Source organism: Bradyrhizobium sp. (genome assembly GCF_027451485.1).
Lineage (GTDB): Bacteria > Pseudomonadota > Alphaproteobacteria > Rhizobiales > Xanthobacteraceae > Bradyrhizobium.
The window spans coordinates 69806-95068 of the sequence record NZ_DAIDJE010000046.1; the positions used below are offsets into that span (position 1 = coordinate 69806).

The 25263-nt window shown below is 60.3% G+C and carries 27 protein-coding genes and 1 pseudogene; 3 read left to right on the forward strand and 25 right to left on the reverse strand.

Annotated elements, in window-relative coordinates:
• Positions 1-16 precede the first annotated feature (16 nt).
• The 3 genes from polX to NEZ08_RS06930 are packed head-to-tail and all read right to left on the reverse strand — an operon-like array spanning position 17 to position 3838.
• Complete coding sequence (polX, locus tag NEZ08_RS06920; protein ID WP_298105660.1) at positions 17-1732, reverse strand: DNA polymerase/3'-5' exonuclease PolX; 1716 nt, start codon at positions 1730-1732, stop codon at positions 17-19.
• Positions 1733-1790: 58 nt separating this feature from the next.
• Positions 1791-3143, reverse strand: a complete 1353-nt coding sequence (locus NEZ08_RS06925; protein WP_298105662.1) for a nicotinate phosphoribosyltransferase — start codon at positions 3141-3143, stop codon at positions 1791-1793.
• Between the two features lie 20 nt (positions 3144-3163).
• Positions 3164-3838, reverse strand: a complete 675-nt coding sequence (locus NEZ08_RS06930) for a phosphoribosyltransferase (protein WP_298105664.1) — start codon at positions 3836-3838, stop codon at positions 3164-3166.
• A 100-nt stretch (positions 3839-3938) separates the two neighbouring features.
• Between NEZ08_RS06930 and NEZ08_RS06935 the strand changes: the two genes are divergently transcribed.
• The gene (locus tag NEZ08_RS06935) at positions 3939-5003 is read left to right on the forward strand and encodes a hypothetical protein (protein ID WP_298105666.1); all 1065 of its coding nucleotides are present in this window, start codon (positions 3939-3941) and stop codon (positions 5001-5003) included.
• Positions 5004-5159: 156 nt separating this feature from the next.
• On the opposite strand, the gene NEZ08_RS06940 is transcribed toward NEZ08_RS06935, so the two are convergent.
• Positions 5160-6188 carry a ribose-phosphate diphosphokinase gene (locus tag NEZ08_RS06940; RefSeq protein WP_298105668.1) on the reverse strand — a complete coding sequence of 343 codons (1029 nt, stop codon included), beginning with the start codon at positions 6186-6188 and terminating at the stop codon, positions 5160-5162.
• A 15-nt stretch (positions 6189-6203) separates the two neighbouring features.
• Positions 6204-6854 (reverse strand): HPF/RaiA family ribosome-associated protein, encoded by a 651-nt coding sequence (locus tag NEZ08_RS06945; RefSeq protein ID WP_298105670.1) that lies wholly within the window; start codon positions 6852-6854, stop codon positions 6204-6206.
• 151 nt (positions 6855-7005) lie between these two features.
• Between NEZ08_RS06945 and NEZ08_RS06950 the strand changes: the two are divergent.
• Positions 7006-7537: pseudogene (locus NEZ08_RS06950) on the forward strand (flavin reductase family protein).
• Positions 7538-7810: 273 nt separating this feature from the next.
• On the opposite strand, the gene soxB reads toward NEZ08_RS06950, so the two are convergent.
• The 20 genes from soxB to NEZ08_RS07050 all read right to left on the reverse strand — a co-directional run bounded on the left by soxB (position 7811) and on the right by NEZ08_RS07050 (position 24133).
• On the reverse strand, positions 7811-9532 hold the full coding sequence (gene soxB / locus NEZ08_RS06955) for a thiosulfohydrolase SoxB (protein ID WP_298105672.1): 1722 nt from the start codon (positions 9530-9532) through the stop codon (positions 7811-7813).
• A gap of 221 nt (positions 9533-9753) precedes the next feature.
• Entirely contained in the window at positions 9754-10065 is a 312-nt protein-coding gene (gene soxZ, locus NEZ08_RS06960) for a thiosulfate oxidation carrier complex protein SoxZ (protein ID WP_298105674.1), read from the reverse strand.
• Between the two features lie 75 nt (positions 10066-10140).
• Positions 10141-10611, reverse strand: a complete 471-nt coding sequence (soxY, locus tag NEZ08_RS06965; protein WP_298105676.1) for a thiosulfate oxidation carrier protein SoxY — start codon at positions 10609-10611, stop codon at positions 10141-10143.
• A 120-nt stretch (positions 10612-10731) separates the two neighbouring features.
• Positions 10732-11034, reverse strand: coding sequence for a hypothetical protein (locus tag NEZ08_RS06970; protein WP_298105678.1), 303 nt, complete (start codon positions 11032-11034; stop codon positions 10732-10734).
• A complete protein-coding gene (gene soxA, locus NEZ08_RS06975; RefSeq protein ID WP_298105680.1) occupies positions 11031-11972 on the reverse strand; it encodes a sulfur oxidation c-type cytochrome SoxA in 942 nt (313 codons plus the stop codon). Before soxA ends, NEZ08_RS06970 begins: the two co-directional genes overlap by 4 nt.
• Positions 11973-11977: 5 nt before the next feature.
• Positions 11978-13609, reverse strand: a complete 1632-nt coding sequence (gene soxX, locus NEZ08_RS06980; protein WP_298105682.1) for a sulfur oxidation c-type cytochrome SoxX — start codon at positions 13607-13609, stop codon at positions 11978-11980.
• A 26-nt stretch (positions 13610-13635) separates the two neighbouring features.
• Positions 13636-14217: a rhodanese-like domain-containing protein gene (locus tag NEZ08_RS06985; RefSeq protein ID WP_298105683.1), complete on the reverse strand. Its 582-nt coding sequence runs from the start codon at positions 14215-14217 to the stop codon at positions 13636-13638.
• Between the two features lie 84 nt (positions 14218-14301).
• Positions 14302-14529: a sulfurtransferase TusA family protein gene (locus NEZ08_RS06990; protein WP_298105685.1), complete on the reverse strand. Its 228-nt coding sequence runs from the start codon at positions 14527-14529 to the stop codon at positions 14302-14304.
• A gap of 35 nt (positions 14530-14564) precedes the next feature.
• The gene (locus tag NEZ08_RS06995) at positions 14565-15059 is read right to left on the reverse strand and encodes a DsrE/DsrF/DrsH-like family protein (RefSeq protein WP_298105687.1); all 495 of its coding nucleotides are present in this window, start codon (positions 15057-15059) and stop codon (positions 14565-14567) included.
• A gap of 64 nt (positions 15060-15123) precedes the next feature.
• The gene (locus NEZ08_RS07000; protein WP_298105689.1) at positions 15124-16152 is read right to left on the reverse strand and encodes a putative sulfate exporter family transporter; all 1029 of its coding nucleotides are present in this window, start codon (positions 16150-16152) and stop codon (positions 15124-15126) included.
• A 15-nt stretch (positions 16153-16167) separates the two neighbouring features.
• Entirely contained in the window at positions 16168-16608 is a 441-nt protein-coding gene (locus NEZ08_RS07005) for a glycine cleavage system protein H (RefSeq protein ID WP_298105691.1), read from the reverse strand.
• A gap of 15 nt (positions 16609-16623) precedes the next feature.
• Positions 16624-17097 carry a hypothetical protein gene (locus tag NEZ08_RS07010; RefSeq protein WP_298105693.1) on the reverse strand — a complete coding sequence of 158 codons (474 nt, stop codon included), beginning with the start codon at positions 17095-17097 and terminating at the stop codon, positions 16624-16626.
• Positions 17097-18020, reverse strand: coding sequence for a CoB--CoM heterodisulfide reductase iron-sulfur subunit B family protein (locus tag NEZ08_RS07015; protein ID WP_298105695.1), 924 nt, complete (start codon positions 18018-18020; stop codon positions 17097-17099). The genes NEZ08_RS07010 and NEZ08_RS07015 overlap by 1 nt, the downstream gene beginning before the upstream one ends.
• On the reverse strand, positions 18020-18766 hold the full coding sequence (locus tag NEZ08_RS07020; RefSeq protein WP_298105697.1) for a 4Fe-4S dicluster domain-containing protein: 747 nt from the start codon (positions 18764-18766) through the stop codon (positions 18020-18022). Before NEZ08_RS07020 ends, NEZ08_RS07015 begins: the two co-directional genes overlap by 1 nt.
• A gap of 10 nt (positions 18767-18776) precedes the next feature.
• Entirely contained in the window at positions 18777-19649 is an 873-nt protein-coding gene (locus NEZ08_RS07025) for a hypothetical protein (RefSeq protein WP_298105699.1), read from the reverse strand.
• Positions 19646-20698, reverse strand: a complete 1053-nt coding sequence (locus NEZ08_RS07030; protein ID WP_298105701.1) for an FAD-dependent oxidoreductase — start codon at positions 20696-20698, stop codon at positions 19646-19648. The genes NEZ08_RS07025 and NEZ08_RS07030 overlap by 4 nt, the downstream gene beginning before the upstream one ends.
• On the reverse strand, positions 20695-22074 hold the full coding sequence (locus NEZ08_RS07035; RefSeq protein WP_298105703.1) for a heterodisulfide reductase-related iron-sulfur binding cluster: 1380 nt from the start codon (positions 22072-22074) through the stop codon (positions 20695-20697). Before NEZ08_RS07035 ends, NEZ08_RS07030 begins: the two co-directional genes overlap by 4 nt.
• A gap of 61 nt (positions 22075-22135) precedes the next feature.
• Complete coding sequence (locus tag NEZ08_RS07040; RefSeq protein WP_298105705.1) at positions 22136-22876, reverse strand: 4Fe-4S dicluster domain-containing protein; 741 nt, start codon at positions 22874-22876, stop codon at positions 22136-22138.
• 13 nt (positions 22877-22889) lie between these two features.
• Complete coding sequence (locus NEZ08_RS07045) at positions 22890-23270, reverse strand: DsrE/DsrF/DrsH-like family protein (protein WP_298105707.1); 381 nt, start codon at positions 23268-23270, stop codon at positions 22890-22892.
• A gap of 167 nt (positions 23271-23437) precedes the next feature.
• Entirely contained in the window at positions 23438-24133 is a 696-nt protein-coding gene (locus tag NEZ08_RS07050) for a hypothetical protein (protein WP_298105709.1), read from the reverse strand.
• 96 nt (positions 24134-24229) lie between these two features.
• On the opposite strand from NEZ08_RS07050, the gene NEZ08_RS07055 reads away from it, so the two are divergent.
• A complete protein-coding gene (locus NEZ08_RS07055) occupies positions 24230-25261 on the forward strand; it encodes a radical SAM protein (RefSeq protein ID WP_298105711.1) in 1032 nt (343 codons plus the stop codon).
• The last annotated feature ends 2 nt before the right edge of the window (positions 25262-25263 follow it).

Sequence of the window (25263 nt, forward strand, 5' to 3'; positions counted from 1 at the left end):
ATCAAACACCTCAAGACTACCGCTTCAGCAGTTTCTTTAGTCGTGCGAGTGGTAGCGTATTGATGACGTCATCGGCTTCGAGCCAGCCGCGGCGCGCCTGATCGATCCCGAACCGAATGTTGTCCATCCCGCCGGTTGAATGCGCATCCGTCGAGATCGCGATTTTCACTCCCGCTTCCTTGGCCGCATGGACCTGCATGTCGTTCAAATCAAGCCGATCCGGATCGGCATTGAGCTCGAGATGGCAGCCGCGTTCGCCGGCGGCCGCGATCACCGCCTCCATATCGATATCGTAAGCATCCCGCTCGCCGATCAATCGTCCGGTCGGATGTGCGATAATCGAGACGTGACGATTATCCATGGCATTGATGACGCGCTCGGTCTGTGCCTTGCGGGTAAGGTCGAATTTATAATGAACCGCGGCGACGACCAGATCGAGACGGGACAGAACCCTGTCGGGAAGGTCGAGGCTGCCATCGGCGAGAATGTCGACTTCCGCACCCTTGAGCACCGTGAAGCCATCAAGCCTGTCGTTCAACCGATCGACCTGATCGAGCTGACGCCCTAACCGTTCTGCGTCCAATCCGTGAGCAATCGTGACATGCCGACTGTGATCGGTGAGCGCCATGTAGACATACCCCCTCGCCTTCGCCGCAGCAGCCATCTCGGCGATCTCGGCCCTGCCGTCGCTCCAGTTTGAATGAACGTGCAGGTCACCGCGAATATCAGCGAGCGTGATCAGCCTCGGCAATCGTCCGGTCCGGGCGAGCTTGATCTCCCCGCGATCCTCGCGCATCTCGGGCGGAATAAATTCAAGTCCGAGCTTGCGGTAAATCTCCTCTTCGCTGGCGCCGGCTAGCCGTCGCTGGCCGGCAAACAAGCCATATTCGTTGAGTTTCCAGGCGTGATCGTTCGCCAGAGCGCGCAGCGCGATGTTGTGCGACTTTGAACCCGTGAAATACATCAGGGCTGCCCCATAGCTCGCTTTCGGCACCACGCGCAGGTCGACGTGCAGCCCCGAGCGAAGCCTGACCGTGGTCCGCGTCGGACCATGGGCGAGTACGTCGGCGACATTCTCGTATTTGGCCAGCCTGTTGCCCGCTGCAGCTCCGTGGGGTGCGACCATCAACACATCAAGGTCGCCGACCGTATCGCGTCGGCGGCGGTAGCTGCCTGCGACGATCACCTGCCCCCCACTCGCACTGGAACGCAGATGGCTGAGCAACGCTTCCGCTTCGGCCTCGGCTTCGGACAATTTGAAGCGCTTTTCGGCCTGGGGCTTGCCGAGCGCGGCCGCAAGCTTCTGCTCGCTCTTGGCGCCAAATCCACGCAACTCGCGCAGGCGTCCCGATTTGACCACGCGGCGCAGGTCTTCAAGCGAGCGAACCCGCAACTTGTCATAAAGCAGCTTGACGCGTTTCGGCCCGAGGCCCGGTAACGCGGCAATCTCACCGAGATCGCCGGGCAATTCGCGTTTCAGCTTGTCCAGCACGTCAAAGTGACGTGTCGCGATAATTGCGGCAATCTTTCCGGCGAGATCCTTGCCGATGCCCGGCAATTCGGAAAGGTCCTCGCCCGCCTTCAAAAGGGTGCCGATACTCTTCGGCAACCGCTCGATCACACGGGCCGCGTTGCGATAGGCCCGGGAACGAAACGGATTATCACCCTTGATTTCGAGAAGTTCGGCGGTCTGGTCGAACATCTGAGCGATTTCGGCGTTCTGAACCGGCATCGATGCACCTCCGTCTTGGTCAGACTAGAGGCACCGCCTGGATTCGCCTTGATACAGATCAGAAGGATGGTCCCTCCATCTGCCCTGTCCTGCGGTCCACTGCGGCCGCCAGTTGCTCCAGAGATGCCGAAACCTGCACCGGATAGGGTACGGGTGAGTTGATCTCTCCTTTGGGCCGCCGCGCAAGTTCGCGGCGGGCGTGCACCCTGATGTCGTCAAGGGTGGGCTGCCGGCCGATGCGACGGCCGCCTGCCATGACGCAGCGGATCAGGGCTTCGCCCTCGTGAGGGTCGTCCTCGATCGACAAAGTATCTGACATCATGCGCCCTTCTCCGTCATAACGGCGCCAAACCTGCTTGCGGCCGGGCCAGGTCGCCTTTCCCGTCGAGCGCTTGCGACGTGGCAGGCCGGCGTATTCCTGCAATTTGTACGCACAGTCGAACGCAGGCGCGTCGGACGACGTGACGAGACTTGTACCGATGCCGATGCCGTCGATCGGCGCACCTTCCCGCTCAAACGCGGTGAGCAGTTCCTCGTCGATCCCGCCGCTCACAAAAACTCCGGTTTTCGTCAGACCGCCTGCATCGAGGATGGCGCGTACCATCTTCGACAGCGCCGTAAGGTCGCCGCTATCAATCCTGACCGCTTGTATGTCGATTCCCAGTTCCTTCAATCGCGGCGCGAGCGCAACCACCGTTCTGGCAGCAGCTTCGGTGTCGTAGGTATCGATCAACAGCGTCAGGTTCTGAGGCCTGGTGCGGGCAAAGGCCTCGAAAGCCGCCGCTTCATTATCGAAGGATTGGATAAACGAGTGGGCCATCGTGCCGTAGGTCGGGATACCGAAGACCTTCTGCGCGAGGAGGGTTGCGGTCCCTGCGAAACCGGCGATGTAGGCGGCGCGGGCTGCCATCAACCCGGCATCGGATCCATGCGCACGTCGTAAGCCGAAATCGACCAATAATTTTCCCTGCGCGAGCAGGACCATGCGGGCGGCCTTCGAGGCGATCAGCGACTGGTAATGCAGGATATTGATGAGGCGGGTCTCGACCAACTGGGCCTGAGGCAAGGGGGCAGTCACCCGCAAAATGGGTTCATGCTGGAAGAACAGCGTGCCCTCCGGCATCGCGTGAACCTCGCCGCTAAAGCGGAAATTGGCGAGATAGTCGATCAGACGCGCGTTAAAGCGGCCCGTCTTCTCAAGCCAGTCGAGTTCCTCCTGCGAGAAGCGCAAGGCGTCCAAAAAATCCAGCGCCTGTTCGAGCCCTGCAGCCATGAGAAATGAGCGCTTCGGCGGCAGCTTGCGAACAAAGAACTCAAAGACCGCCGTATCAGTCTGGCCTGACTCCAGGTAAGCCTGGATCATGGTCAGCTGGTAAAGATCAGTCAGCAAAGCGCCCTGGAAGGGATCCATCGATTAGGTCCGCCTTTGCGCTAAGAAGCACTGTCCGGCGTATTCACCGGCCTGTCCGCCGGAAATCGCTTCAACGTAGCGATGACCTTTTCGTCATCGACCTGACAAAAATCTTCGTAAAAGTAGCCGATCGCGCCGAGGTCACGAGGTGTGTCCAGACAGACGATTGCGTCCACCTCTGAATGCAGCCTCCTGATGGAATCAAATGGCGCCACGGGCACTGCAAGTACCAGTTCCCTCGGCTTTCGGCTGCGAACGGCTTTGATAGCGGCCAGTGTCGTTGCTCCGGTCGCAATGCCATCGTCGACGATGATCGCGACCTTTCCTTCCACTTCGGCTCTTGGCCGATCGCGGATATAGCGCTGGCGTCGCCGTTCGATTTCAGCAAGTTCCTCTCGGCAGACGCTATCGAAACTCTGATCGCTGATACCGCATAGTTCAATGATATCATTGTTGCGAACCACTGCCGGCACCTTGCCATCAGTAACCGCACCCATCGCAAGCTCCGGCTGATTCGGCACTCCGATCTTGCGCACCAGCACGAGGTCCAGAGGGGCATCGAGTACAGAAGCGACCTCCGCCGCAACCGGAACTCCGCCTCGCGGAAGCGCCAGGATAACTGGATGCTGACCCTTGTACTTCAACAACGCCCTGGCCAGTTGTCGGCCGGCGTCGGTTCGGTCGTGAAACACCATTTCGAGCGGCCTCTCGATGGCTTTCGATCCTATGGACCCCCGGGGGCAATTCCTTGATCCGTATCAAGCCGCGACTGGGAGCGATGGACGATAGGTTGGCATGCTCGACCGGAAAGCCAGCACCTTTGATCCCGATGCGGCGGCTGAAGCGAACGCTGTTGCCCGCAAAGTCGATTGGCTCAGCGGTGCCCAGCACTACGATTCTGCGCCTGATACGGTTACCGTGCGAGAGACGCACATGTCGTGGGTCTTCATGGCCGGCGATCGCGTCTACAAGCTCAAGAAGCCCGTAAGATTCCCCTACCTTGATTTTTCGACCCTTGAGCGCCGCGCCGCCGCCTGTCGGGCGGAGGTCTCACTTAACGGAAGGTTGGCAGCGGGCGTCTATCTCGGCGTGCTGCCTCTGACCACGGCCGCAGGCGGTTACGAGATCGGAGGCGGCGGACCGATTGCCGATTGGCTGGTCGTGATGCGCCGGCTCGATGAAGGCCAGACACTTGAGCAATTGCTCAGGGCCCGCAAGGTCTCGCCAACTCAAGCTCAGACGCTTGCGGATAAGTTACATCACTTCTATCGCCATGCCCCGCGCATCATGCTCCATCCGGAAAGCTATCTGCTATCGCTCCAGCGTGCCTCCGCCCTCGATCACCGCGTGCTGCTTGATCCGTCCTTCAGCCTGAATCGCGGGACGATAGAGCGGATTTCCCGGATCCGACATCGGTTTCTGCGCCAATGCCGAAAAGTGCTTAACGAGCGTGTCCATCGACGGCTCATCGTCGACGCTCACGGTGATCTCAGGCCTGAACATATCTGGCTGAGCGCGCCTTATCCGATCATCGACTGCCTGGAGTTCAATGCCAGCCTGCGGGCCCTCGATGCCCTGGACGAACTGGCGTTCCTGCATCTGGAATGCGAACGGCTCGGAGGAAGATGGGTTGGCGAGTTGCTCCGGAGGCGGCTTGCGATCTTGCTTGGCGACGATCCGTCAACCGGCTTGTTCCTGTTCTACCGGATCAGCCGGGCAATGCTGCGCGCCCGGCTCTCCATCGCGCATCTCTTTGACGCAAAGCCACGCACGCCCGAGAAGTGGCCACGCCTCGCACGCGCATATCTTGCAATCGCAGCCTCGGACGCCGGGGAGCTTGAACGGCTACGCGCCTGCTAGCGCCGCGAGTTTGACGCTCCCATCAATTTTGCCGCCAGCACGTTATCGGTACTTCAGATTCCAAGCCGCACCAGATTCAATACGTTGCTGGAGTTCCTTCGATTCCAACGTTCGCATCAGAGGTCGCCGCGATATGCGGGCTTCGAAATCGGAGCTCTAGGCCTGATATGGCAGCAGATCGGCGAGCGGCTCCGCTTGATGCAAACGACGGATGGTCTGTGCAAGAAGGGGCGCCGCGGAAATGACCTCGAGCTTGGCGCGGACCGGTCCAGGCGGAAGCCTGAACGGCGGCACGCTGTCGGTTGCAATGATGCGATCGATGGAGGTATCCGTCAGCGCGCCCTCCGAACCGGGCATAAAGAGAGCGTGAGCCACGCAGGCAATAACTTCTCCGGCTCCATGAGCGCGCGCCGCCTTTGCCGCGCGCACCAGGGTGCCCCCGGTGCTGACCAGATCGTCAAAGACAACGCAAACCGAATTTGCGACATCACCTGCAAACAGGTCGCCCGACACGACACCCGAACTGCGGTGCTTTTCAACGAACGCCGTGCCGATCCGACGGCCGGCGGCCTTTTCCAACGCTTCCCGCAGCACGTCAGCCCGCTTGCCGCCGCCGAGGTCCGGTGACACCACACAAATATCCCGGCCTTTCGCGATGTCCATGATCTTACCGATCAAGAGCGGGGCCGCGCTCAGCGCCACGGAGGGACAGCGGAATGCGTTTTCAAATGCTGCCTCGTTGTGAACTTCCAGCGTAACGATGCCGTCGACCCCGGCCGCCTCGAACAAAGTCGCGAGATAGCGGATGGTGACGGGATCCTGCGCCTTGGTCCGGCGATCTTTCCGGGCATAGCAAAGATAGGGCGTGACCGCCGTCACCCGGCTTGCGCCCGCATCCTTCAGGGCGCTGATGAAGAACAGCAACCGGCAGAGCTTGTCGTTGGGACTTCCGTCCGGGCCGCCATACAGGCTATGCACGATGTACACGTCACGCCCTGCTACAGCGCCAAGTGGACGGGACTTATGCTCGCCATCCTCGAAACTGCGCTCTTCGAGCGCAGCAAGATCGCAGCCAAGAATTCCTGCGATCCTGGCGCCGAGTTCCTCGGTGCCATGCAGGGCAAACAAGTTTAGCCGTTCCAGAGCCGGGTGCACCGGCGACCAGGTCCTGAAATAGGCTGTCATATCGACCTCCGGCTTTCAGACGCGAAGACCGTGTTTGCCGAGAACCTTGACCGTGCTTGCCTGAGCCCCCTTGGCGCCGATTTCTTCCACGTAATGGACGCGTGTGCCCGGCGTGATGCTCGACGAGCCGCCGTTCAGGACGCTGTTAAAGTTGAAGTAAACCTCGTGACCGTCGGCGCTTTCGAGAAAGCCAAACTCGCCGCTTGGGTCGATCCGCACCACCGTGCCGACAAGTTGACCCTCGTGAACCTTGGTTTGGCCGCGCATCAACCGTGCCTGGTCCTGCAGCCGCCTGCGGGCGCGTTTGAAGGCGTTATCGATGGCAAACGTCAGGTCTGCATAACGTTCATCCTGCTTCGGCGTACGTCCAACATTAACCTCACGGCCGTCCGGCAACGCCAGCCGGACGCTGACCTGGTGCTGGCCGCCCGTCTGATGGCGCTCGCCAGGCCCCTTCACCACGATGCGGCAGGCCGTAATCCGGCCAAACAGGCGTTCAAGCTCCGCGATGGACCCATCGATCGCTGCCTGCAACTCGGGGGTTTTCCTGACACCTTCAAGTTCGATTTGAGTTGGCGTCTGCATGGTCATCTCCAGACTAACTAACATCGTTGGAATGCCGATCAGTGGAACCTCATCGGGCAACACTGCGCCGACATACGCCATCACTGCCGCGATCCGCGTCGGCATGGACTTTCCACAGTGTTTGAACCTTTTTCTTACAAGGCTTCATCGATGCAATTGATGCAGGTCAAGTCGCGACATGTCCTTTTGCGTCTAATCGCCCCCGTTCAACGAGCAAGATCCGAAAGTGACGGTGAGGAGCTTCCCTCTTTCCAGGGTTTACCAATTGCTTGAACCCGGCCCGGTCGTTTTGCTGACGACGGCTAGCAAAGGTCAAGCCAACGTAATGACCATGTCCTGGCACATGATGGTGGACTTCGAGCCAGCCCTTCTTGCCTGTGTTGTCAGTCAGGCCAACTTCAGCTTTCCTGGCCCTGCGTTCGACAAGAGAAGCGGTGATTGCGATCCCGGCGCGTGGTCTCGCCGACAAAGTTGTGAAAGTAGGCAATTGCTCCGGCAGCGAAATCGATAAATTCAAGCGCTTTGGCCTGTCACCATTGGCGGCTCGTCATATTTCCCCGCCTCTCATCGCAGAATGTTTCTGCAATCTCGAATGCCGCGTGACAGATACAAGCCTGGTCAGGCGCTACAATCTTTTCATCCTGCAAATCGTGAAGGCCTGGATTGATCCGGCGCAGAAGAACCCCAAAACCCTTCATCATCGCGGGTACGGCGCCTTTGTCGTGGATGGCGCAATGATCAAGTTGAAGTCGAAGATGAGATAAGGGGGTCAGCGTCATCAGCTACGCACAGACAGGCGTAAGCGCCGAAATCATCCGCCCTCACGCTGCGTTAGGTGCGTCCCTCGTCCGCCGAATGGACGCAAGTCTTCAATACATCGAGCCGCTATCCAGTTCACGCAGAGGCAGGTCCCTATATGCTTCGCATGCGCGCCTCTCACATGAATTCTGGCACCCGCCTTACCGATCTGAACTCCCCGAGCAAAATCGCCGCTTGCGGCCCAGGGACTTCAGATCTGCGGTACGAGGCAGCGCCTGTCAGCCAGTGATACCGGGATTGCCATCGACGTTCTTGAGACGCGGCAGGTTGAGTTCAGGCGCCGCAATCGTCTTCTTCGTCCGCAGATGGCGCGCGACCAGCTCCCATATCGGCTCGCCGCCGGCATCGCGCGCGGCTTCGGAAACCGGGGCCCAACCCGCCACTTTGTAGGTCTTCCCGGCCTCGATGCGATTTCCGTTGAGGCTCATATCGCCGATACGGCTGCCTATCTTTGCCGTCGGATCGCAGGAATAACTCATACCTCCCACGCGCACCATGTCGCCACCCTGCTGATGATATGGGTCGGCATTGAAGAGATTGTCACAGACGTCTTCGAGGATGTCCTTGATTTGCGAGCCGCTCATCTGCGTGACCGTCACGTATGGATAGGTAATGGCGGTCTGGTCGAGGAGGTTCTCCATTGTGATAGGCTCTCCAGGCAGGACCGTCGTGCCCCATCGAAAACCGGGCGAGAAGGAAATCTCGGCGTCCTTTTCCGCCATCAGCGCGTCAAGAATGATCTGATCGAAACTGCCGTTGAAATTGCCACGCCGGTAAAGCAGCCCTTCGCTGACGGCCAGCTTCTCGCCAAGCTTGCTCTCGTATGGCGTTCGGGTCCTGGCAATGAGCGCCTCCATTTCGGCATCCGCCGGCAGCAGATTGGCAAAGACCGGAAGAAGCCGATAGCGGTAATCGGCAACGCGACCGCCCTTCACGTCGAGATCAAGCACGCCGATAAATTTGCCGGCGCTTCCACCGTTCATCACGATGGTCTTGCCACCGGCATTGTCGACGACGCTTGGTGTCGGCACGCCATCATGGGTATGACCGCCGAGTATGGCGTCGATCCCGCGGACGCGCGAGGCCATCTTCAAATCGACATCCATGCCGTTGTGCGAAAGAAGAACGACCGCTTGGGCGCCTTCGGCCCGCGCCGCATCGACCGTCTTTTGCATGTTGTCTTCCTGGATGCCGAAGGTCCAGTCTGGAACGAAATAGCGCGGATGGGCTATCGGCGTGTAGGGCATGGCCTGGCCGATGATGGCGACCTTCACCCCGTTCACGGTTCGCATGACATAGGGCTTGAAAACCGGATCACCGAAATCGGCGGTCTTGATGTTTTGCGCAATGATCTCGATACGACCGGCGAAATCCTTGTCGGCAACCTCCTTCACGCGATCTGCGCCCAGGGTGCTTTCCCAATGCAGCGTCATGAGGTCGACGCCGAGCAGCTTCTGGGCGTCGACCATGTCTTGCCCCTTCGACCACAAGGCCGAACCCGAACCCTGCCACGAGTCGCCACCGTCGAGCAGCAGCGCGCCTGGCCGGGTGGCGCGAAGCCGCTTGATCAGTGTCGCGATATGGGCGAAGCCGCCGACCTTGCCATAGATCGGCGCTGCGCGCTCGAAATCAAGGTAAGTGAAGGCGTGAGAAAGCCGCGTGTTCGGCGCGATCCCGAACTGTTTGAGAAACGCCTCGCCGACGATGTGTGGAGGACGTCCTGCCATGCTGCCGACGCCAAGATTGACACTGGGTTCGCGGAAATAGATTGGCCGCAGTTGCGCATGACTATCGGTAAGGTGCAGAAGTGAAACGTTACCGAAGGCCGCCGCGTCATAGAGCTCCTCTGCCGCTTGTTCGGCGCGCGCCACGGACAAGGGCAGCTGCATGCCCGCTACACTCGCGATGCCAAGAAGGTGCAGAAATTCCCGACGATCCATGGAGCAGCCCCTAATTTTCGCTTATTGATTGACAAGTGAATCGAAATAGAAAGGCAGATTGCCGATTTGAGCCTCGGTCGGGATGGCAGAGGGCCTGCTGCCGCGTTGCCGGCGAGTCGCTGCACGTCCTCGAATTGTGAACCCTGTCCAGCTGCCGCACGGCTACCGCGTATCGCCGATCGAAGGACCCAGCGGTGCGTTGCCGCCGAGGTAATGTCTGCTCAACTTACCGTCGCCTCGTCCGTGCGAGTGTCACCTGAACTGTCCTTCCACGAGATGCTCACTTTGTCGCCCGACTTGCCGCCTTTGACTTTGAAGGCGAGGTACGGGTTTCTCGCCACCGCCTGGCCCCACTGCGCCTGCATCACCACCTTGTCATTGAGCTTCGCGGTCACCTCGGTGATGAACAAGGCGGGAACGAGCTGGCCGGAAGCATCCTTGCGCAATCCCGTTTCCATCACGTGGTTCATCAACACCTTAATTTCGGTCACGCCGTCCTTGTTGGTGGCGCGGATTTTCATTGGAAGGCCCATGCGATTTCTCCTCTGACTTCGAATTGGGATGATTTACGGCGGGTACCGACGACCCGCGCGAAGGCTTCCGCGATGTCAGCCGCCGCAGCCGCCGAGCGTCACCTTGATTTCCTTGCTCGCCGTGTAGAATTTTCCGTCCGCCTTCACGAGTGCGATGACATTGGAGGTCTCGGCCATTTTCACGCGCGTGCTGATCTCGGGCAGCATATCCGGTCCGAGGTCGAATTGGGCAGTGAGCGTGGTCGGATTCTTCTCGATCAGGAACGATATCTGAGTGGTGTTGGGAATCTTGCTGATTGCCTCAACTGGCACCACCGCGCCGTTTTCGGCGATGTCCGAGGCATTGATCTGAACATCGCCGCTGGCAACCGGCGACACGACGCCAAGCGTTTTATAGACGTCGGCGAGCCCCTTTGTTTCGAAAGCGGATTTATTCCAGGCCGCGAGTGCCAGCCGTGGCGCAAGCGCCAGGGCAGAGGTCGCAAGGCCGAGCAGCCCGGTCAGACGCAGAAATCCGCGACGGGTAGCTTGGTGTCCGGGATTCATGAGCTTCTCCATGGAGTGATGATCAAAGCGGTAATGTCGTCTCACAGAACGGACGATGCCGGGAGCAGCAGGTCGGACGCGGGAATTCGCGATCGCACCGCCACGTGGGCTTGACGACGGTCAGCGGATGACGGCGTTGCGCCAAACTGTCTTCTGTTCATTAGACTGTTCCACTGAAAGTTTCGCCTGCGCAGTCGCCTCATCGGCGGCCGCTTTCGCCTCGTCCCACTTCGCGGCAGCGAACGCCTTCCGGGCATTGGACAAGGCGGTCTCGGTCGAGGTCCAGGCCGCCTTGGCGGCGATCGCCTCCGATTCAGCCGCCTGCGCCGCTGCGAGTGCCGCTTCGGCTTCCGCCTGTGTGGCTGCAAAAGCGGGTTGGCTCAGAAACGCGAGACCCGCAGCAAGGATGATTGCACGTATCATGGACGAGTCCCCGGACCGACGATCGGAATTCCGTTGCTCATGTAAGAGAGGAAGTATTCGAGATTGCGATAGTCCTCGTCGTCAGCCTTCAGGGGCAGAGCGCGGGTCTGCGACGAACAGGTAGAGATGCGGCGAATTGAGGTGCCCATGCTCCCCCAATCCGAGCGGTAGATCGGCATCGCCGCGAGTATGCCCAACGCGGGCGCCAGAATGTCGCCGCGCATCCGTTCACCCGCCGGCGACATATGACATGACGCGCAGGAAACGCCGAGCTGACCCTTGCGTGAATAGAAGAATTCCTTGCCGCGCTCATAGGCCGCCAGCGCGCGAGGATCATCCGGAATGGTAATCGCAAACGGCTTGCCACGCGAGGACTCGGCCATCGCGGCAGTCAGCGACGCCATCGTGCCCGTCATTGGATCAAGTGGCTTTTCACCATTCTCGACCCTGCAACGATTGATCGCGCCTTCCAGTGTCTCGACCTGCCCGGTCTCGGCAACGAAGCGCGGATAGGTCTGCCGGACGCCCTCGCCCTTGTTATCGAAACAATCGGCGTAATGCTTGCCGTTGGCAAACGGCTTCTCCCATTCGGCGTGGCCTTCGTCGAGCGCGATTTCGTAGGGAGGAAATTCCATGATTTCCTTCCACTGCTTGCGCATCGCCTCGTTGACCGCATAGGGACCATTACCGAAATCGTCCTTCGCCACGTGAGGGAATTTGGCAAAGAAGAATGCCTGGAAGGCTTTGCGATCTGTTTCCGGTTCGCTCTTGTCGGCGGCCTTCGCCGCTGCCGAGACCAGCAGCAGCGTGCAAACGAGATTGAGGGCAATTGCGGATCGGGAACACCAGTGACGCCAGGCACGGCCCGGAGCTGCGGCGCTGCCCGGCCGGGCCTCTCCAACGAGGTAAAATGCCGATTTCAGATTGCGAGGAACCATGTCGATCACAGCGTGTAGAGGAAGTCGATGATCTGCTCGATCTCGGCCTTGGTCAGAATATGGTTGCGGCCGAAGGCAGGCATTGGCGCGATCGAATTGCGCACGGGCTCATTGGTGAGTATCTCAACCAGATCGGCGCGATTGGGGAAACGACGTCGCATATTCACCAACTCGCGACCGACGCTGCTCGGCGCATCGCCCCCTTTGATCGTGTGGCAGGCGAGGCAATTGCCCTTTCCGCGATCCAGCGCGAGGTCCTGCCCGGCCTTGACGTCCTCGGCACTGGCCGACAGCATCTTCGCGTCTTCCGGCAGATGATCGGCGGGCTTGCGGGCGATCAAGCTGCGCATGGCGGCGACATCATCCGCGGAGACCGGTGATCCTTTGTTGCCCCAGCTGCTGCGGATGAAAGTCAGGATGTCGGCGACAGTGCGGTCGTCCAGCCTAGCGAGTTCAGGCATCGAAGGACGCGTCCTGTCCGCCGGGGTCCCGGCCATCGCCCCGCCGGAGAGCGTAATCTGGATCAGCGAGCTCGGATTGTCCGTCTCCACAAGTGAATTGCCCGCCAGCGCAGGGAACAGCCGGGGGGTGCCCTTACCGTTCAACCGGTGGCAAGGCGCGCACTGCGCGACATAACCGAGCGCTCCGGGACTATGCTCTGCGCCTTCATAGAGCTTCGCCGTGGTTGTGTCCTTCGCCTTGGGCGCAGATGGGGTACGGCCAGGCCGAGGGGAGAGGCTCACCAGATAGGAGGCAATCGCCGAACTATCGGCGTCACTCAGGTGCTGCGCACTGTGCTCGATGACTTCGGCCATGCTGCCGAAGGCTGCCGTGTGGGTGTTGCGACCGGTCTTGAGGAAGTCAGCAATCTCCTGCTGCGACCATGTGGCGAGCCCTGTATCCTCGTGACGCAGACTTTTGGCGTACCACCCTTCCAGCTCCGAACCCGACAGGAAATCGCCCCCGGAGCCGTCCTTAAGCACCTTCTCCTGGAACGCGACGCCGCGCGGGGTATGGCAGGCGCCGCAATGCCCCGCCCCCTCGACCAGATATGCGCCACGCACCACCTGCGGCGCCGCGCCTTCCGGCGGGGTAAAGCTGCGATGGCCACCGAACAGCACCTGCCACCAGGCAAGCGGCCATCGCATGTTTTTCGGCCACGGGATCGTTGAGGCTTGGTTGTGCTGCGCGACCGATTGAACCGCGGAAGTGAAATAAGCGTAGAGCGCCTGCACATCCTGATCTGTCAGCACGGCATAGGAGACGTAAGGCATCGCCGGATAGAGCGGCGAACCGTCCTTGCGAATGCCATGACGGACCGCCCGCTCGAAATCGGCAAAGTCATATCTGCCGATCCCGGTGTCTTTGTCCGGCGTGATGTTCGTCGAATAGATCGTGCCGATCGGCGTCTGCATCGCCAGACCGCCGGCGAACGCCTTGCCCCCTTTAGCGGTATGACATGCGACGCAGTCCGACGCTTGCGCGATATACCGGCCCCGTTCGACCAGGGCCGGATCAGAAGAATTTACATGAACATTCTGGCGGGGCACATACCAGAGTGGGACCAGGTAGCTGCCGCCAACGACAACCACCAGCCCAATCGCAAAAACGGAAACGCCGAGCTTGAGAAGTTTCATGGCCGGTAATCTTCTCATGCCCCGGATCAGCGAATGTAAGCCTTGTCTTCGGTGATCTTGTAGGTCCACGGAAGATTGGCATTCTTCCAGCCGTTGACGTCGCGCCGTCCGGCGGGACTCATGTCACCCTCAAATCCATCCACCACCGAATAAACCTTGGTGTAGCCGGCTTGCTGCAACAGATCGGCGGCGCGCGGGGAGCGGTCACCGGACCGACACATCAGAATGACCGGATCGTTCTTGCCATGGTGCATGCGGGCCGCGAGTGCATCGACGGCGCTGAGAAAATCCGAATTCGGCGACATGGTGTAGCGGTTGTTTTTCTTGTCCCAACTCGTCGGGTCATCGATCTCCATATAGGGAATGTTCTGGTCAATGATGGTAGGGGCGCCAAGGAACTGGAATTCGCCCTTGGTACGAATGTCGACGAACAGCACCTTCGCGCCGCCCTCCGACTTCATTTTAAAAGCCTCCGGCGCCGAGAGATACAGGCCGAGTTTGCTCTGCTTTACCAAAGGCAGCTTGGTGACATCGACGGGCTGGTATTCGCCGGCGAAGGCCGGAGCCAGCAGCAGGGCCAGAGCCAGCCCGAAAATTGCAGTGCGCATTTATTTCCTCCTCGTTCTTTTCTTGGTCGCAGTTCCGCACTCACGCGAAACCGGTCCTCATTGGCGCGACGCGGCTTTGTAGCCTTACGACCTTCGCTTGATCAAGAACTCAAACAGCTTCCCTTCAGACTTTGATTCCACGAGATCATTGCCGGTTGTGCGGCAGAACGCTTCGAAGTCTTTAACAGCGCCCGGATCGGTCGCGAGCACCTGAAGCGTGCCGCCGATCGGCAGATCCTTGAGTGCCTTCTTGGCCTTCAGGATCGGAAGCGGGCAGTTGAGTCCCTTGGCGTCTAGAACTTGGTCAGCCATTTTGTCTCCTCGGTAGTCTCAGGCTTGAAACGAATTCAAATGAACAGATTGATGTCGCTCTTTGTGGCCGTCTCGATGTAGGTCGCGGCGCCGCCCAGGACAGGACCGTCGATCATGTCGTCCCTGGAGTATTCGAACAGGTCCATGGTCATCTGACAGGCAATCATCCTGACGTCGGCTTCCACAGCCATCGTGCGCAACTCCTCGATTGAGGCCACGCCCTTTTTCTTGATCAGATTTTTCATCATCGTCGTAGCCGCTGCATCGACACCTGGAACGGCCGATACGAGATTTGGCATGCCGATGTGCATCCCGAACATCGGCATCTCCATTGCCGGATTGCCAAGCGTGGAGATCTTCAAGTCGAGCTTCTTCTTCAACAATGTCAGCCCGTAGAACGTAAAGAACATGGTCACGTCGAGGCCCATCGCAGCCGCCGTCGTAGCCAGGATGAACGGCGGATAAGCCCAGTCGAGCGAGCCTTTGGTGACAATCATCGACATGCGCTTGGTATTGACTTCACCGGCCATTGCGTTCCTCCATTGCCCTGTTGCTGACGCGATCGCGCGCCGACTGTTGCTTCAAGTATTCCGCTCACGCCTTCCACACCACGACGGCCAGCACGAGGATAGCGAGAAACAGCGTCTCGGCAACGATTAACGCGATCGCCCGCCCGCCGACATCCGCCATCGCCTTCAGCGACGTCTTCATTCCGAGTGCGGCGATTGCCGTGACCAGACACCACCGCGAGACATTCTTGAGAACGAGGAGAACAGCAGGCGGAATGATGCCCGTGCTGTTGAGCACGACCAGAACAGCGAATACCACCAGGAAGCCGGGCAACTGGCGCCCGGCCTTGCCGACGTGATGGGCGCGAAACACGTAGGACAGAGCCACGACAACCGGCAGCAACATCGCCACCCGCAGCAGCTTGGTGAAGGTCGCGACGTTCCCCGTCTCCTCCGAGACGCTGAATCCCGCGCCCACCACCTGCGCCACGTCATGGATCGTCCCGCCGAGAAACATGCCAACCGCCGCATGATCGAGGTGGAAGGCGGCGATGACCAGCGGATAGACGATCATTGCAACAGTGCTGAGCGCGGTCACTCCGATCACGGTAAAGACCGTATCGCGCTCGTGATTGTCGCCCTTCGGCAGCACGGAGGAAATCGCAAGCGCAGCCGACGCGCCGCAGATTGCGACGGCTCCGGATGTCAGAATCCCGAACGGCCGGCTTAGCCCCATGACGCGGGCGGTGAGTGTGCCGAACAGAATGGTCAGAATCACTGCGCCGATCACGGTAATCACCGGGGTCGGGCCGAGCTTCATAATCTCCGCGATGGTGATCTGGGCGCCAAGCAGGCCGACGGCCACGCGCAGCACCCGCTTCGATGCGAGCTCGATGCCGGGGACACAACGCCCCTCCTGCGACAGGAAATAGAAAGCCATGCCGAGCAACAGCGCGAACAGCATCACCGGTCCGCCGTAGTGCTCGGAGAGGAACGTGGCGGCAATTGCGATGATGACGCTTGCCAGCACGCCCGGAAAGTAATCGCGGAGAACGGCGACGGCAGCCGCGCTGCGCCTGGTCAGCGAAATTCTGTTTGCTGCAAGTTCTGTCACGATTTGCACTCGGGATCAGGCACAGCCTGCGAAATTATCGGCCGTCATCTTGGTCTCGTAGGGCTCTGCCACTGCAGTACCGGGGATAAGCCCCGCCTTGGCTGCCGCCCAATCCTTCGGTCGCACCTTGACCATCCACCCTTCACCGTAAGGATCGCTGTTGGCGAGCTTGGGAGAAGCGGTCAGAGCGTCATTGGCTTCCAACACCTCGGCAGCAAAAGCGATCTTGGCTGGCCCGACCCATTTGCCGGATTCCACGGTGGCACACGATTTGCCCGCCTCCACCGAACGGCCCGCCTTCTTCGCGGTGAAGGCAACGAGCTGGCCGGCCATGCCCGCCGCGATCGCGGTCATGCCAAGCGTCACGGTGCCGTCGGCACCTTCGCGATACCAGATGTTGTTCTCGACGTCGTAAAGCAGATCGTCGGGCAGATTGCATCCGCGCACGGTCGGCATCACTATCTCCTTATGTCACACGGTTTCAGTTGTTTGCGCTCGCGCCTCTTGCAGGCGCAACGGCTTTGCTGAGCAGCAGAATTCGCCAAGTCCGGCTACCTCCAGCTTACCTCCGACGAAAAGCATCAGGTGCCGCGCCACCATCGCGCCGAGCCGCAGGCGGCGCCCAACATCGGCGTGTGCGGCATCAATGCGAACGAGATTATGGTGATAAACCAGCTCGCGGCACGTCTCGCGACAGGCGTTGAAACTTGGCTCGCCATGCGCACCCTGGCGCTGCAATGCCAGCAACCTGAACCCCTCGACCTTGATATCCGTCGGCGCCTCGCCGCGCGCGGCGACCCAGGCCTCGAGAATGGCTTCGCCGAGCGACAGCAGTTCATCGGCGTGCGCCGCAGCGGCCGCTGCGAGCGCTCCGTTGGATGCAACAAGGATCGCATCGATCCGCGCTCCAATTTCGTCGAAGTCCTTCATACCGGCAGGCACCATCAGCCGAGCCCCCGCGCCCGCAGCAAATCTGATGAATCGGAGAGATTTTCCTGTACGCCGACCTTGCGGGCGGACAGGCCGAGGGCCATGCCGAGCAATTGGGTAAAATACAAAATCTTGATGCTGGTCTTGCGGCCGAGCACCTTTTCCGCGCGCACCTGGTGCATCTCAAGCCCCGTGTGGCAGGTCGGGCATTCGGTTGCGATCACATCGGCGCCGCAGGCCTCCGCCGTGGTCAGGATATTGAGCACCAGCTTGGTCGACGTGTCGCTGTCGGACAGGGTGTGCGCTCCGCCGCAGCAGGCGGTCTTGAGCGGAAATTCGACGTTCTCGGCTCCTGCCGCGGCCAGAAGATCATCCATGAAATGCGGCTTGCTGGTCGATTCCGAGCCCGGTCCCTTGTCCTTCTCCGGAAAGATGTGCCGGGGGCGCGTGTACATGCAGCCGTAGTAGTTGGCGACCTTCAATCCATTGAGCGAATTCTTCACCCTCGCCCTCAAGCCATCCTCGCCAATCGCATCCTTGATCCAGTCAAGCGCGTGAATGGTCGTGACTTTGCCTGCCTCGTAAGTCTTGTGACCGGCCTTGCGCGACAGCCGACCAGTCACCTCGCGGGAAGCGGCATCGTGGCTGAGATCGTATTCGGCCTTCTTGAGGTTATGATAGCAGCCGTTGCACGGCGCCATCACCGTATCGAAACCCATCGCTTCGGCGATCGAGAGATTGCGCGCGGATAGATAGGTCTGCAGCTTTGGATCGACGTTCTTGACTTCCATGGCGCCGCAGCAATTCCAATTCTTCAGCTCGACCACATCGAGTCCAAGCGCCTTGCCGAGCTCCCTGGTTGACCGATTGTAGGCATGACCGGTCCCTTCGAGCGCGCAACCGGGATAGTAAGCAACTTGCTTGTACTTGCCGCTCATCACTCAGCTCCCTGCATGTCCAGCCGCAACGCCTTGCGGGCGTTGGCCTCGCACTCTTCGACATATTCTTCGATCGCCGCGCTGGCGTCCGCCCAGCCTCTGGTGCGCGGACGCTTGAGCGTTGCGAATCCGAGCTTCATCAAAAGACCAACCGGCAGGCGGCTCACCAGGCCGCGGATCATCTGCACCAGCCAGTCCTGAAAAAGAGACTGCCCCGTTCGGGCGAAGAACTGACGTAAGACGCGGCCGTCCTCGATCTTGCCGGTGGCGAAGACCTGCTCCGAAAAGGCCTCATCGAACACGGTCGACGGCTTCTTCTCCGTGTGCCCCTTGAGCTCAAGCCAGTGCGCCGTCGCTTTCATCACCCCTTCGGGATTGACATCGCGCGGACAGGCGTAAGTACATCTGTTGCAGGACACGCACTGCCAGAGGATGTCCTTGTCTCGCAGCAGCTCATCCTCGAAGCCCATCCGGATGAGGTAGATCCAGTAGCGGGGGTTGAAATCGGGATTGATGGCATTGATCGTGCAAGCGTTCGTACAGGAGCCGCATTGCCAACAGCGATGGATGAATTCTCCCCCCGGCAGCGAGGCGATCTCTTCCTGCATCTGCTCGTTGTAATCGGTGACGGCACGTGACGTGATGAACGTGCTCCAGTGCCCGGAAACGTCGACGCCATCGAGCTCCAGGTGCTCATGCGTGACGAGGTTCTCGGGACGGATCAGCGATTTTTCGTGAATCGGCATCGGTTGTTTCCTACTGGCTCAACAGCCGCGGCTCGCCAAGAACGTAGGCGGTACCGTCGATCAGCTTGAGACGGGTTCGGCCCGACTCGGTGTCGACCGCATCAAGTCCCAGCATGCGGCGCGTATGCGCCATCGCGTCGGCCTTACCGCCCCCGCAGAAATCCGCGTGCAAATACTGACCGCCCTTGTCGTTGATGTAAGCGGCATAGACATGAGCGCAGAGCAGATCGACGTAGAACGCGATGTCACGAAACACGCCGTTCGACTGCAGAAACCCCTCCAGCTCCTCCCGCAGCATCGTGAAGGTCGCAATGCCGTCGTCGACGGCGATGGTGCTGGCGCCGGAGCTGTCGCCATGCCAGATCTCGCGCAGCACGCCTGTATTGACCTTCGCGTCCCACATCCAGCGGGTCATCAACGGGTAACGCTCTGGCGCGGCAAAGTGGAGCACTTCGGCGGCCAAATCGCGCGACCAGCGGTGCTCGCGGTCAGCGGGAAAGCCGGCGACAAAAGCGGCAATGCGCTGATCGGCCGTACTAAGATCGGACCAGCCATGCAGCAGCGCTTCGAGCCGTGATCTCATGGCCGCGAAGCCGTTGCCAGCGAGCCAGCTGCCGACCCGCCGACGCACCGGCGTGATGAACGCGGCAAGATCATAGAACTCGGCCTCGCTCAGCTCGCTGACACGGCCTTTCCCAAGCACTTCCTCGAACAACGATGCTTTGAGCGCGAGCGCGCCGACATAGCGTTCGACGCCGCCGCTCTCGTCGGCGGACTCGACCAGGTTCTCGAACGCGCGGCGCAGCTTCGGACCCGACAAGTCAAGCACCGGACGAGGCGGAGACGCTACCTTGGCCTTTTGGGTGCCGATCAGCCACATCACTCGGCGGCCTCCAGCAGAGCGCTGCGGACCAGAGCCAGCGCGGCCATCGCCGCCGACTGGCCCTGGGCGATCGAGTCGTCGATCGTCTCGGGGCCGGTCGCAGCACCGGCGACAAAAACTCCCGCCCGCGAGCTCTCTGACATGTTGGAGTAGGTCGAAGCCTTCTCGATGTGGCCATGCTTCTGCAATTTGACGTCGAACACTGCCGACAAGGTCATATTGTCGATGTTGGGATCCATGCCGATCGCATGCACGACCAGATCGAAGGGAATCGAGATGGGCCGCTTCACCAGCGTGTCCTCACCCTTGACCAGCAGCCGCTTGCCGTCCGAAGTCACTTCAGCAATGCGCGCCTTGATGTACTTGACCCGATGCTTTTCCTGGCTCTCCCAGTAATAGAGATCCTCATACAGCCCGAAGGTGCGGATATCCATGTAGTAGATATAGACGTTGCACCGTGGCAGCGCCTCGCGGATCTCCATGGCGATGTTTGCGGAAACGGTGCAGCAGATCTTCGAGCACCATTCGCGGCCGATCTGGCGGTCGCGCGAACCAACGCAGAGCAGGATCGCGACCCGCTCCGGCTCGCGCCCGTCGGACGGACAGCGCACGCCTTTGCCGGAGGAGAACATTTGCTCGACCTGGGTGGTGGTGACCACGTCCGGGTAGGTTCCGAAGCCCCATTCCGGCTTGTTGACGGAATCAAAGTGGGTAAAGCCAGTGCAAAGGATCGCCGCCCCGGCTTCAACCGTCTTTCCATCCGACAGCATCGCGCGGAAATCGCCCGGGCTGCCGGTGAATGACTTCACCGTGACGCCTTTCCTGATCTCGACGAGCTTGTTGGTTTCGACCCGCCGCACCATGCCGCCGATCGCATCCCTGGCCCACTCGCCCGACGGTACCAGCTTGGCGTAGCCGGACAGGATCGGCGCGCCGCCAAGCCGATCCGCCTTGTCGACGAGAACGACCCGTTGGCCCGCCGCGGCCAGTGCGTGCGCGGCCGACAGCCCCGATGGCCCACCACCGACGACGAGAACGGGACGGCTCATGACGCTGCTCCTGAAAGCGATGGGGTTGATGTTGGCATGACATAGCCCGGGCCCGAGGTGATCGCCCGTTTGGGGTCGTAAAGCGTTTCGATACGGCCGGCCTTGACCTCCTCGAGATAGGCTTCGAACTCGGCTTTGGCCTTCTGCCAGTCGATGCCGAGCTTCTCGAGCAAGCCCTCGAATGGCGACGCGTGCCAGTGGAGTTGCGCGAGCTTGTAGGGATGCGCGCCCAGCGCGAGCGCGGCAAACTGGCAGTCAGCCATGATCGGCAGCGCATATACCTTGTCCACGGCCTTCCCGATCCACTGGTTCTTGTCGAGCGTGGTGATGCAGCCCGTGTCGTGACCGATCATCACATCCGCTTTCGCCTCCTCGACAGCGACCTTGATCTTGCGATCGATGGCAAAGGAGCGAGTGAATTCCCGTTCGCCGATGATGTGGCGGAAGCCGAAGCCGCAGCAGTCATACCAGGTTGAATAATCGATTACCTGTGCGCCCAGCGTCTGCATCAGGCCAGTGGACACGGCGACCCGGTTTCCATCCATCACGGTCTCATCGTAGATCACGTCCTGCGGCACCATCTTGTAGACGTGGCAGGCTGGGTGAATGGTGGCGCGCAAGCCGCTCACGTCGACCACCTGCTGCTCCCTGATGCGATGGCGCATCACGTGAAGCCACTCGGAATAGTGCACGACTTCCTCGGGAATCAGCAGCTTGCCGTCGATCAGGCGGCCAAGCTTGCCGAGAATCTTCTTCACCTGCTCGCGCAACTCGGCGGAGTGCATCAGGAAGATGCGCATTTCCTTGTAGTTGCCGAACGAGGTACCGCAGTGAACCAAGGGATAATAGGTCCCGACCGGCAATCCCTGCGCCTTGGCCGACATGTAGGCCTGGTGGAAGTTGCGAAGGAATACGGCCGCCAAGCTTACGACGTTGCCGACGCCCGAGCCGTGATAATTCCATGCGGTGCAGGACGTCTGATCGGTCTCGTCGAGATAGCGCACGCCGAGTTTGTTCATCAGCCACATCACGCTGGAGGGATAGCCAGGGATATTGCCGCACTGCCCGCACGACTTGTGCTGCCACAGGTTGGTTGTCGGGATTCGCTTCTCCCAGCCGTACAGGGTGCGCGCGACCACCGGCTCGTGCCGGTCGTCAATCCGGTGCACGATGATCTCGCCGTCCCGTTCGAGCTGCCACATCGCATCGCGCACGTCCTCGACGCGATCCTTGTTGGTAAGCATGGATCGGCGATCGATCCTGGTTTCCACCCACGACGTCGCGGCCCGCGCCTCGCTCGGGGTGAGGTTGGCGGGACGCCATTCAGCGCCAAAGCCGTTGTAGGCGGATCCGCCTTCGTCTCGCTTGTCGTCCATCGCTTCCTCCGTCTTCCGCCCCGCTGATTGTTTCAGCTGTTTTTGGCGATCGTTTCGCTCGTTATTCCTGCTGCTCTTCGAGCCATTCGTTGTATTCGTCGCGCTTCTCGTCCATCACGTCGCTCACGACGTCGAACAGGTTCTCGTCGATGGTCTCGAGCTGATCGAGAACGCCGGTCTCCTCCCAGATGGTGTAGAGCTCGACCGAGGTTTTCAGGTTCACTTCCCAGGCCGTATCCATGGTGTGCATGGTCGGCACCGGAATCGCCTTCCGCAGGATGTTCAGGGGAGCGTCAACCTTGGCAACGTTCGGCCCCCAGTCCGGAAACGCTTCGCGGGTGATCATGTTGGGCGCGAGTTGATTTCCGGTCGAAATGACCTTCAGCAGGACCCGGGAAAACGGCCGGAGCACGTCCTTGGCGGATTGCATGCCGTGCTTGATCGCGACCTCGCGCATGATCATGACGAGCCCGCCCGGCGAATTCTCGAATGGGCAGCGGGCGGCGCAGGTATAGCATTGGGCACAGGACCAGATTTTTTCCTGCATGGCGTCATAGACGCCCTCGAGATTTTCGGTCCAAAGGAGCTGCACGATTTCGCGCGGCGAGTAATCGTAGTAATGTGCCGACGGGCAGGTCGCGGTGCAGATGCCGCAATTGAGGCAGCCGTGCAGCTCATGGTCAAAGAGCGGATGCGCGCGGATGTCCTCGAATACCTCTTCGAGCTTTTCATAAGCGACGACCGGCGCATTCGAGACCGGATCTCCGATGGCCGTTCGTTCCGAAACAACCCCGCTGGTCATCCGACGCTCCCTCTCAATACGTCAGCACGCGGGCGCTGTCGTCTTCCATGATTTCCTCAATGACCTTGGCACCGCCCACGATGCCTTCGCATTCAGGAATCAGGTCGTCTTCGGTCATGTCGAAGAGATCGAGGTTCGGCGAGCAGCAGTAGAACTTCACGCCCGCGTCGTGCGCATCCTTGATGAAATCATAGACCGTCTTGGGCGATCCGGCCTTCACCACGAGCTTTTCTGCGACACCCTTCTTCATGAGACGACCGGCCGTCGCCGTGCAGACGACCTCGACCTCGTAGTCCATGGCCGCGGCAACCGTCGCCTGGAAGAATGGCGCGCCCAATTCTTCGCCGTTGCGAGGGTCGGTATTGACCATGATGATGATGAGCTTCTTCGCCATCCGTTAGACCGTTTCCTCAATGTGTTCTTCGTTTTTTGCTTCCCGCCGCAGCGCTGATCGCAATTCGGAGGCAGCTTGCATATTCTTGTATTCTATTTTTTGAATATATGATAGAGGGACGTCAAGAAATATCTTTGCAGGGAGTGAGTACGGTCTTGGAGCACCGGCTACATCAGGCGCATCGCCTCGACGAGGCCCACCGTCAGTGTGCCGAGCGCGCCTGCAATTTCTCCTTGAAAACCACGCAGTTGGTCGAGCGTCTCTGCGGTCCGCTGCGGCGTCTCGTCGAATTCCATGATGAGATCTTCGATCATCGCCGACTTGATACCGGGATGGCCGAGAAATCCGAAGCAGTTGTCGCGTATCTGGAACAACGCCGGTTCTCCTGCGGAATCAACGGCGAGGATGCGCGCATCGGCAGGGAGTACCGGGCGGTCGCGCATGTAGACGGCAATCGGGAACGTCTCCGGCAGATGATCGCCGAGCGCCCCTCGATCGACGCGACGAGCGGCGTCGACGACGAAGCGCAACGGCGCTTCCACAGCGCCGCCGCCAGCTGCGGTCGCGAGGAGGCTGCTGCCGAATCCAATGCCCATTACCGGCAGTCCCCGCGCCAGAAAGTCGCGCGCCAGGCGCAATTCCGGGCCGAGGCTCGGCATCAAATGACCGCTGACAATGCCAAGCGGCCCAGCGCCGAGAAGCACCAGACCGGCGTAGTCTTCGGCGGTTGCGGGAACCGCGCCGCCGGCGGCGAAGGGCCGACAATAGCGGAAGCGAATGTTTCGGCCTTCGAAGTGATCCTCCATCAGACCGAGGTAATCAGCTTCGAAATGCTGCAAGACGCACAGTGTCTTCATGGTCACCGCGGGACATCAGGAAAAAAGAACATTGCAACGCGGTAGGCGCTACGCAATCGACTATACATCTTCTTTCTTGAATATGAAAGGCGAGCAACTCAAATGGGCTGGTACGAGAAGCTGCAGGAGATCGAGCCTTTTGATGAACTGCCGTTCGATCGCAGGCTGGTCGATGCGCTGGAAGTAGCAGCGTGCGAGCGTGCGCTCAAGCCGATGCGCTTCTACACGCCGACCTTCCGCGCCTACGCCAGCGAGGAGTTGAAAGGCTGCGGTAAAGCGAGTTTCCCTGCTTTCTCGGTCACCGGCGGCGCATGCGCACTGAATTGCGACCACTGCCAGGCGAAGATTCTCGAGCCGATGATCCCGGCCACGAGTCCGGCAGAGCTCGATCGCAAAGTACGCGACCTCGTGCTGCTCAAGGACTTGCGCGGGTTCTTGCTCTCGGGCGGATCGAATCGACGCAATGAAGTCCCTTACGACCGCTACTATCCGGCCATCGAAAAGCTCAAACGCGACTTTCCTTATCTGCGCATCGCGGTTCACTCCGCGTTGCTCGATGAGCGGCGTGCCAAGTCGATGGAGGCCGCCGGGGTTGACGTGGCAATGCTCGATGTGATCGGCGCACAGGAGACGATCCGTGACGTGTATCATCTCGACCGCCCGGTTGCCGATTTCGAAGCAACTCTTGCCGCCCTCTCCGCCACGAAAATGGACGTCGTTCCGCACATAGTCATCGGCCTGCACTATGGCCGACTCCTCGGTGAGGAGAACGCGCTCGATATTGTTGCCCGGCACAAGGTTGCAGCCCTGATCCTCGTTGTCGTCACCCCGATCTACGCACCCGCACACCGGCCGTTCGCCACCATATCCACGGAGGACGTCGCCAGGATTCTGGTCGCTGCCCGGCAGCGCATTGACCATGCGCCGGTGCAACTCGGCTGCATCCGGCCAGCCGGCCGCCACAAGCTGATCACCGATGCCTATGCGGTCATGGCAGGCTTTGACGGTATCGCCTACCCCGCAGAAGGAATCGTCGCTCTTGCCCGCGCCATCGGCCGACCGATCGAGCAGGAGCATGCCTGCTGCTCGATCTCGCTCGACGGTCTCGCGGGACGTCCGGCTTGCGCCGCTTGAGG

Coding starts and splice junctions, on each gene's coding strand:
- polX (WP_298105660.1), bottom strand. CDS start 1,732: ATGCCGGTTCAGAACGCCGAAATCGCTCAGATGTTCGACCAGACCGCC.
- NEZ08_RS06925 (WP_298105662.1), bottom strand. CDS start 3,143: ATGGATCCCTTCCAGGGCGCTTTGCTGACTGATCTTTACCAGCTGACC.
- NEZ08_RS06930 (WP_298105664.1), bottom strand. CDS start 3,838: ATGGTGTTTCACGACCGAACCGACGCCGGCCGACAACTGGCCAGGGCG.
- NEZ08_RS06935 (WP_298105666.1), top strand. CDS start 3,939: ATGCTCGACCGGAAAGCCAGCACCTTTGATCCCGATGCGGCGGCTGAA.
- NEZ08_RS06940 (WP_298105668.1), bottom strand. CDS start 6,188: ATGACAGCCTATTTCAGGACCTGGTCGCCGGTGCACCCGGCTCTGGAA.
- NEZ08_RS06945 (WP_298105670.1), bottom strand. CDS start 6,854: ATGGCGTATGTCGGCGCAGTGTTGCCCGATGAGGTTCCACTGATCGGC.
- soxB (WP_298105672.1), bottom strand. CDS start 9,532: ATGGATCGTCGGGAATTTCTGCACCTTCTTGGCATCGCGAGTGTAGCG.
- soxZ (WP_298105674.1), bottom strand. CDS start 10,065: ATGGGCCTTCCAATGAAAATCCGCGCCACCAACAAGGACGGCGTGACC.
- soxY (WP_298105676.1), bottom strand. CDS start 10,611: ATGAATCCCGGACACCAAGCTACCCGTCGCGGATTTCTGCGTCTGACC.
- NEZ08_RS06970 (WP_298105678.1), bottom strand. CDS start 11,034: ATGATACGTGCAATCATCCTTGCTGCGGGTCTCGCGTTTCTGAGCCAA.
- soxA (WP_298105680.1), bottom strand. CDS start 11,972: ATGGTTCCTCGCAATCTGAAATCGGCATTTTACCTCGTTGGAGAGGCC.
- soxX (WP_298105682.1), bottom strand. CDS start 13,609: ATGAAACTTCTCAAGCTCGGCGTTTCCGTTTTTGCGATTGGGCTGGTG.
- NEZ08_RS06985 (WP_298105683.1), bottom strand. CDS start 14,217: ATGCGCACTGCAATTTTCGGGCTGGCTCTGGCCCTGCTGCTGGCTCCG.
- NEZ08_RS06990 (WP_298105685.1), bottom strand. CDS start 14,529: ATGGCTGACCAAGTTCTAGACGCCAAGGGACTCAACTGCCCGCTTCCG.
- NEZ08_RS06995 (WP_298105687.1), bottom strand. CDS start 15,059: ATGGCCGGTGAAGTCAATACCAAGCGCATGTCGATGATTGTCACCAAA.
- NEZ08_RS07005 (WP_298105691.1), bottom strand. CDS start 16,608: ATGCCGACCGTGCGCGGATGCAATCTGCCCGACGATCTGCTTTACGAC.
- NEZ08_RS07010 (WP_298105693.1), bottom strand. CDS start 17,097: ATGGTGCCTGCCGGTATGAAGGACTTCGACGAAATTGGAGCGCGGATC.
- NEZ08_RS07015 (WP_298105695.1), bottom strand. CDS start 18,020: ATGAGCGGCAAGTACAAGCAAGTTGCTTACTATCCCGGTTGCGCGCTC.
- NEZ08_RS07020 (WP_298105697.1), bottom strand. CDS start 18,766: ATGCCGATTCACGAAAAATCGCTGATCCGTCCCGAGAACCTCGTCACG.
- NEZ08_RS07030 (WP_298105701.1), bottom strand. CDS start 20,698: ATGAGCCGTCCCGTTCTCGTCGTCGGTGGTGGGCCATCGGGGCTGTCG.
- NEZ08_RS07035 (WP_298105703.1), bottom strand. CDS start 22,074: ATGGACGACAAGCGAGACGAAGGCGGATCCGCCTACAACGGCTTTGGC.
- NEZ08_RS07040 (WP_298105705.1), bottom strand. CDS start 22,876: ATGACCAGCGGGGTTGTTTCGGAACGAACGGCCATCGGAGATCCGGTC.
- NEZ08_RS07045 (WP_298105707.1), bottom strand. CDS start 23,270: ATGGCGAAGAAGCTCATCATCATCATGGTCAATACCGACCCTCGCAAC.
- NEZ08_RS07055 (WP_298105711.1), top strand. CDS start 24,230: ATGGGCTGGTACGAGAAGCTGCAGGAGATCGAGCCTTTTGATGAACTG.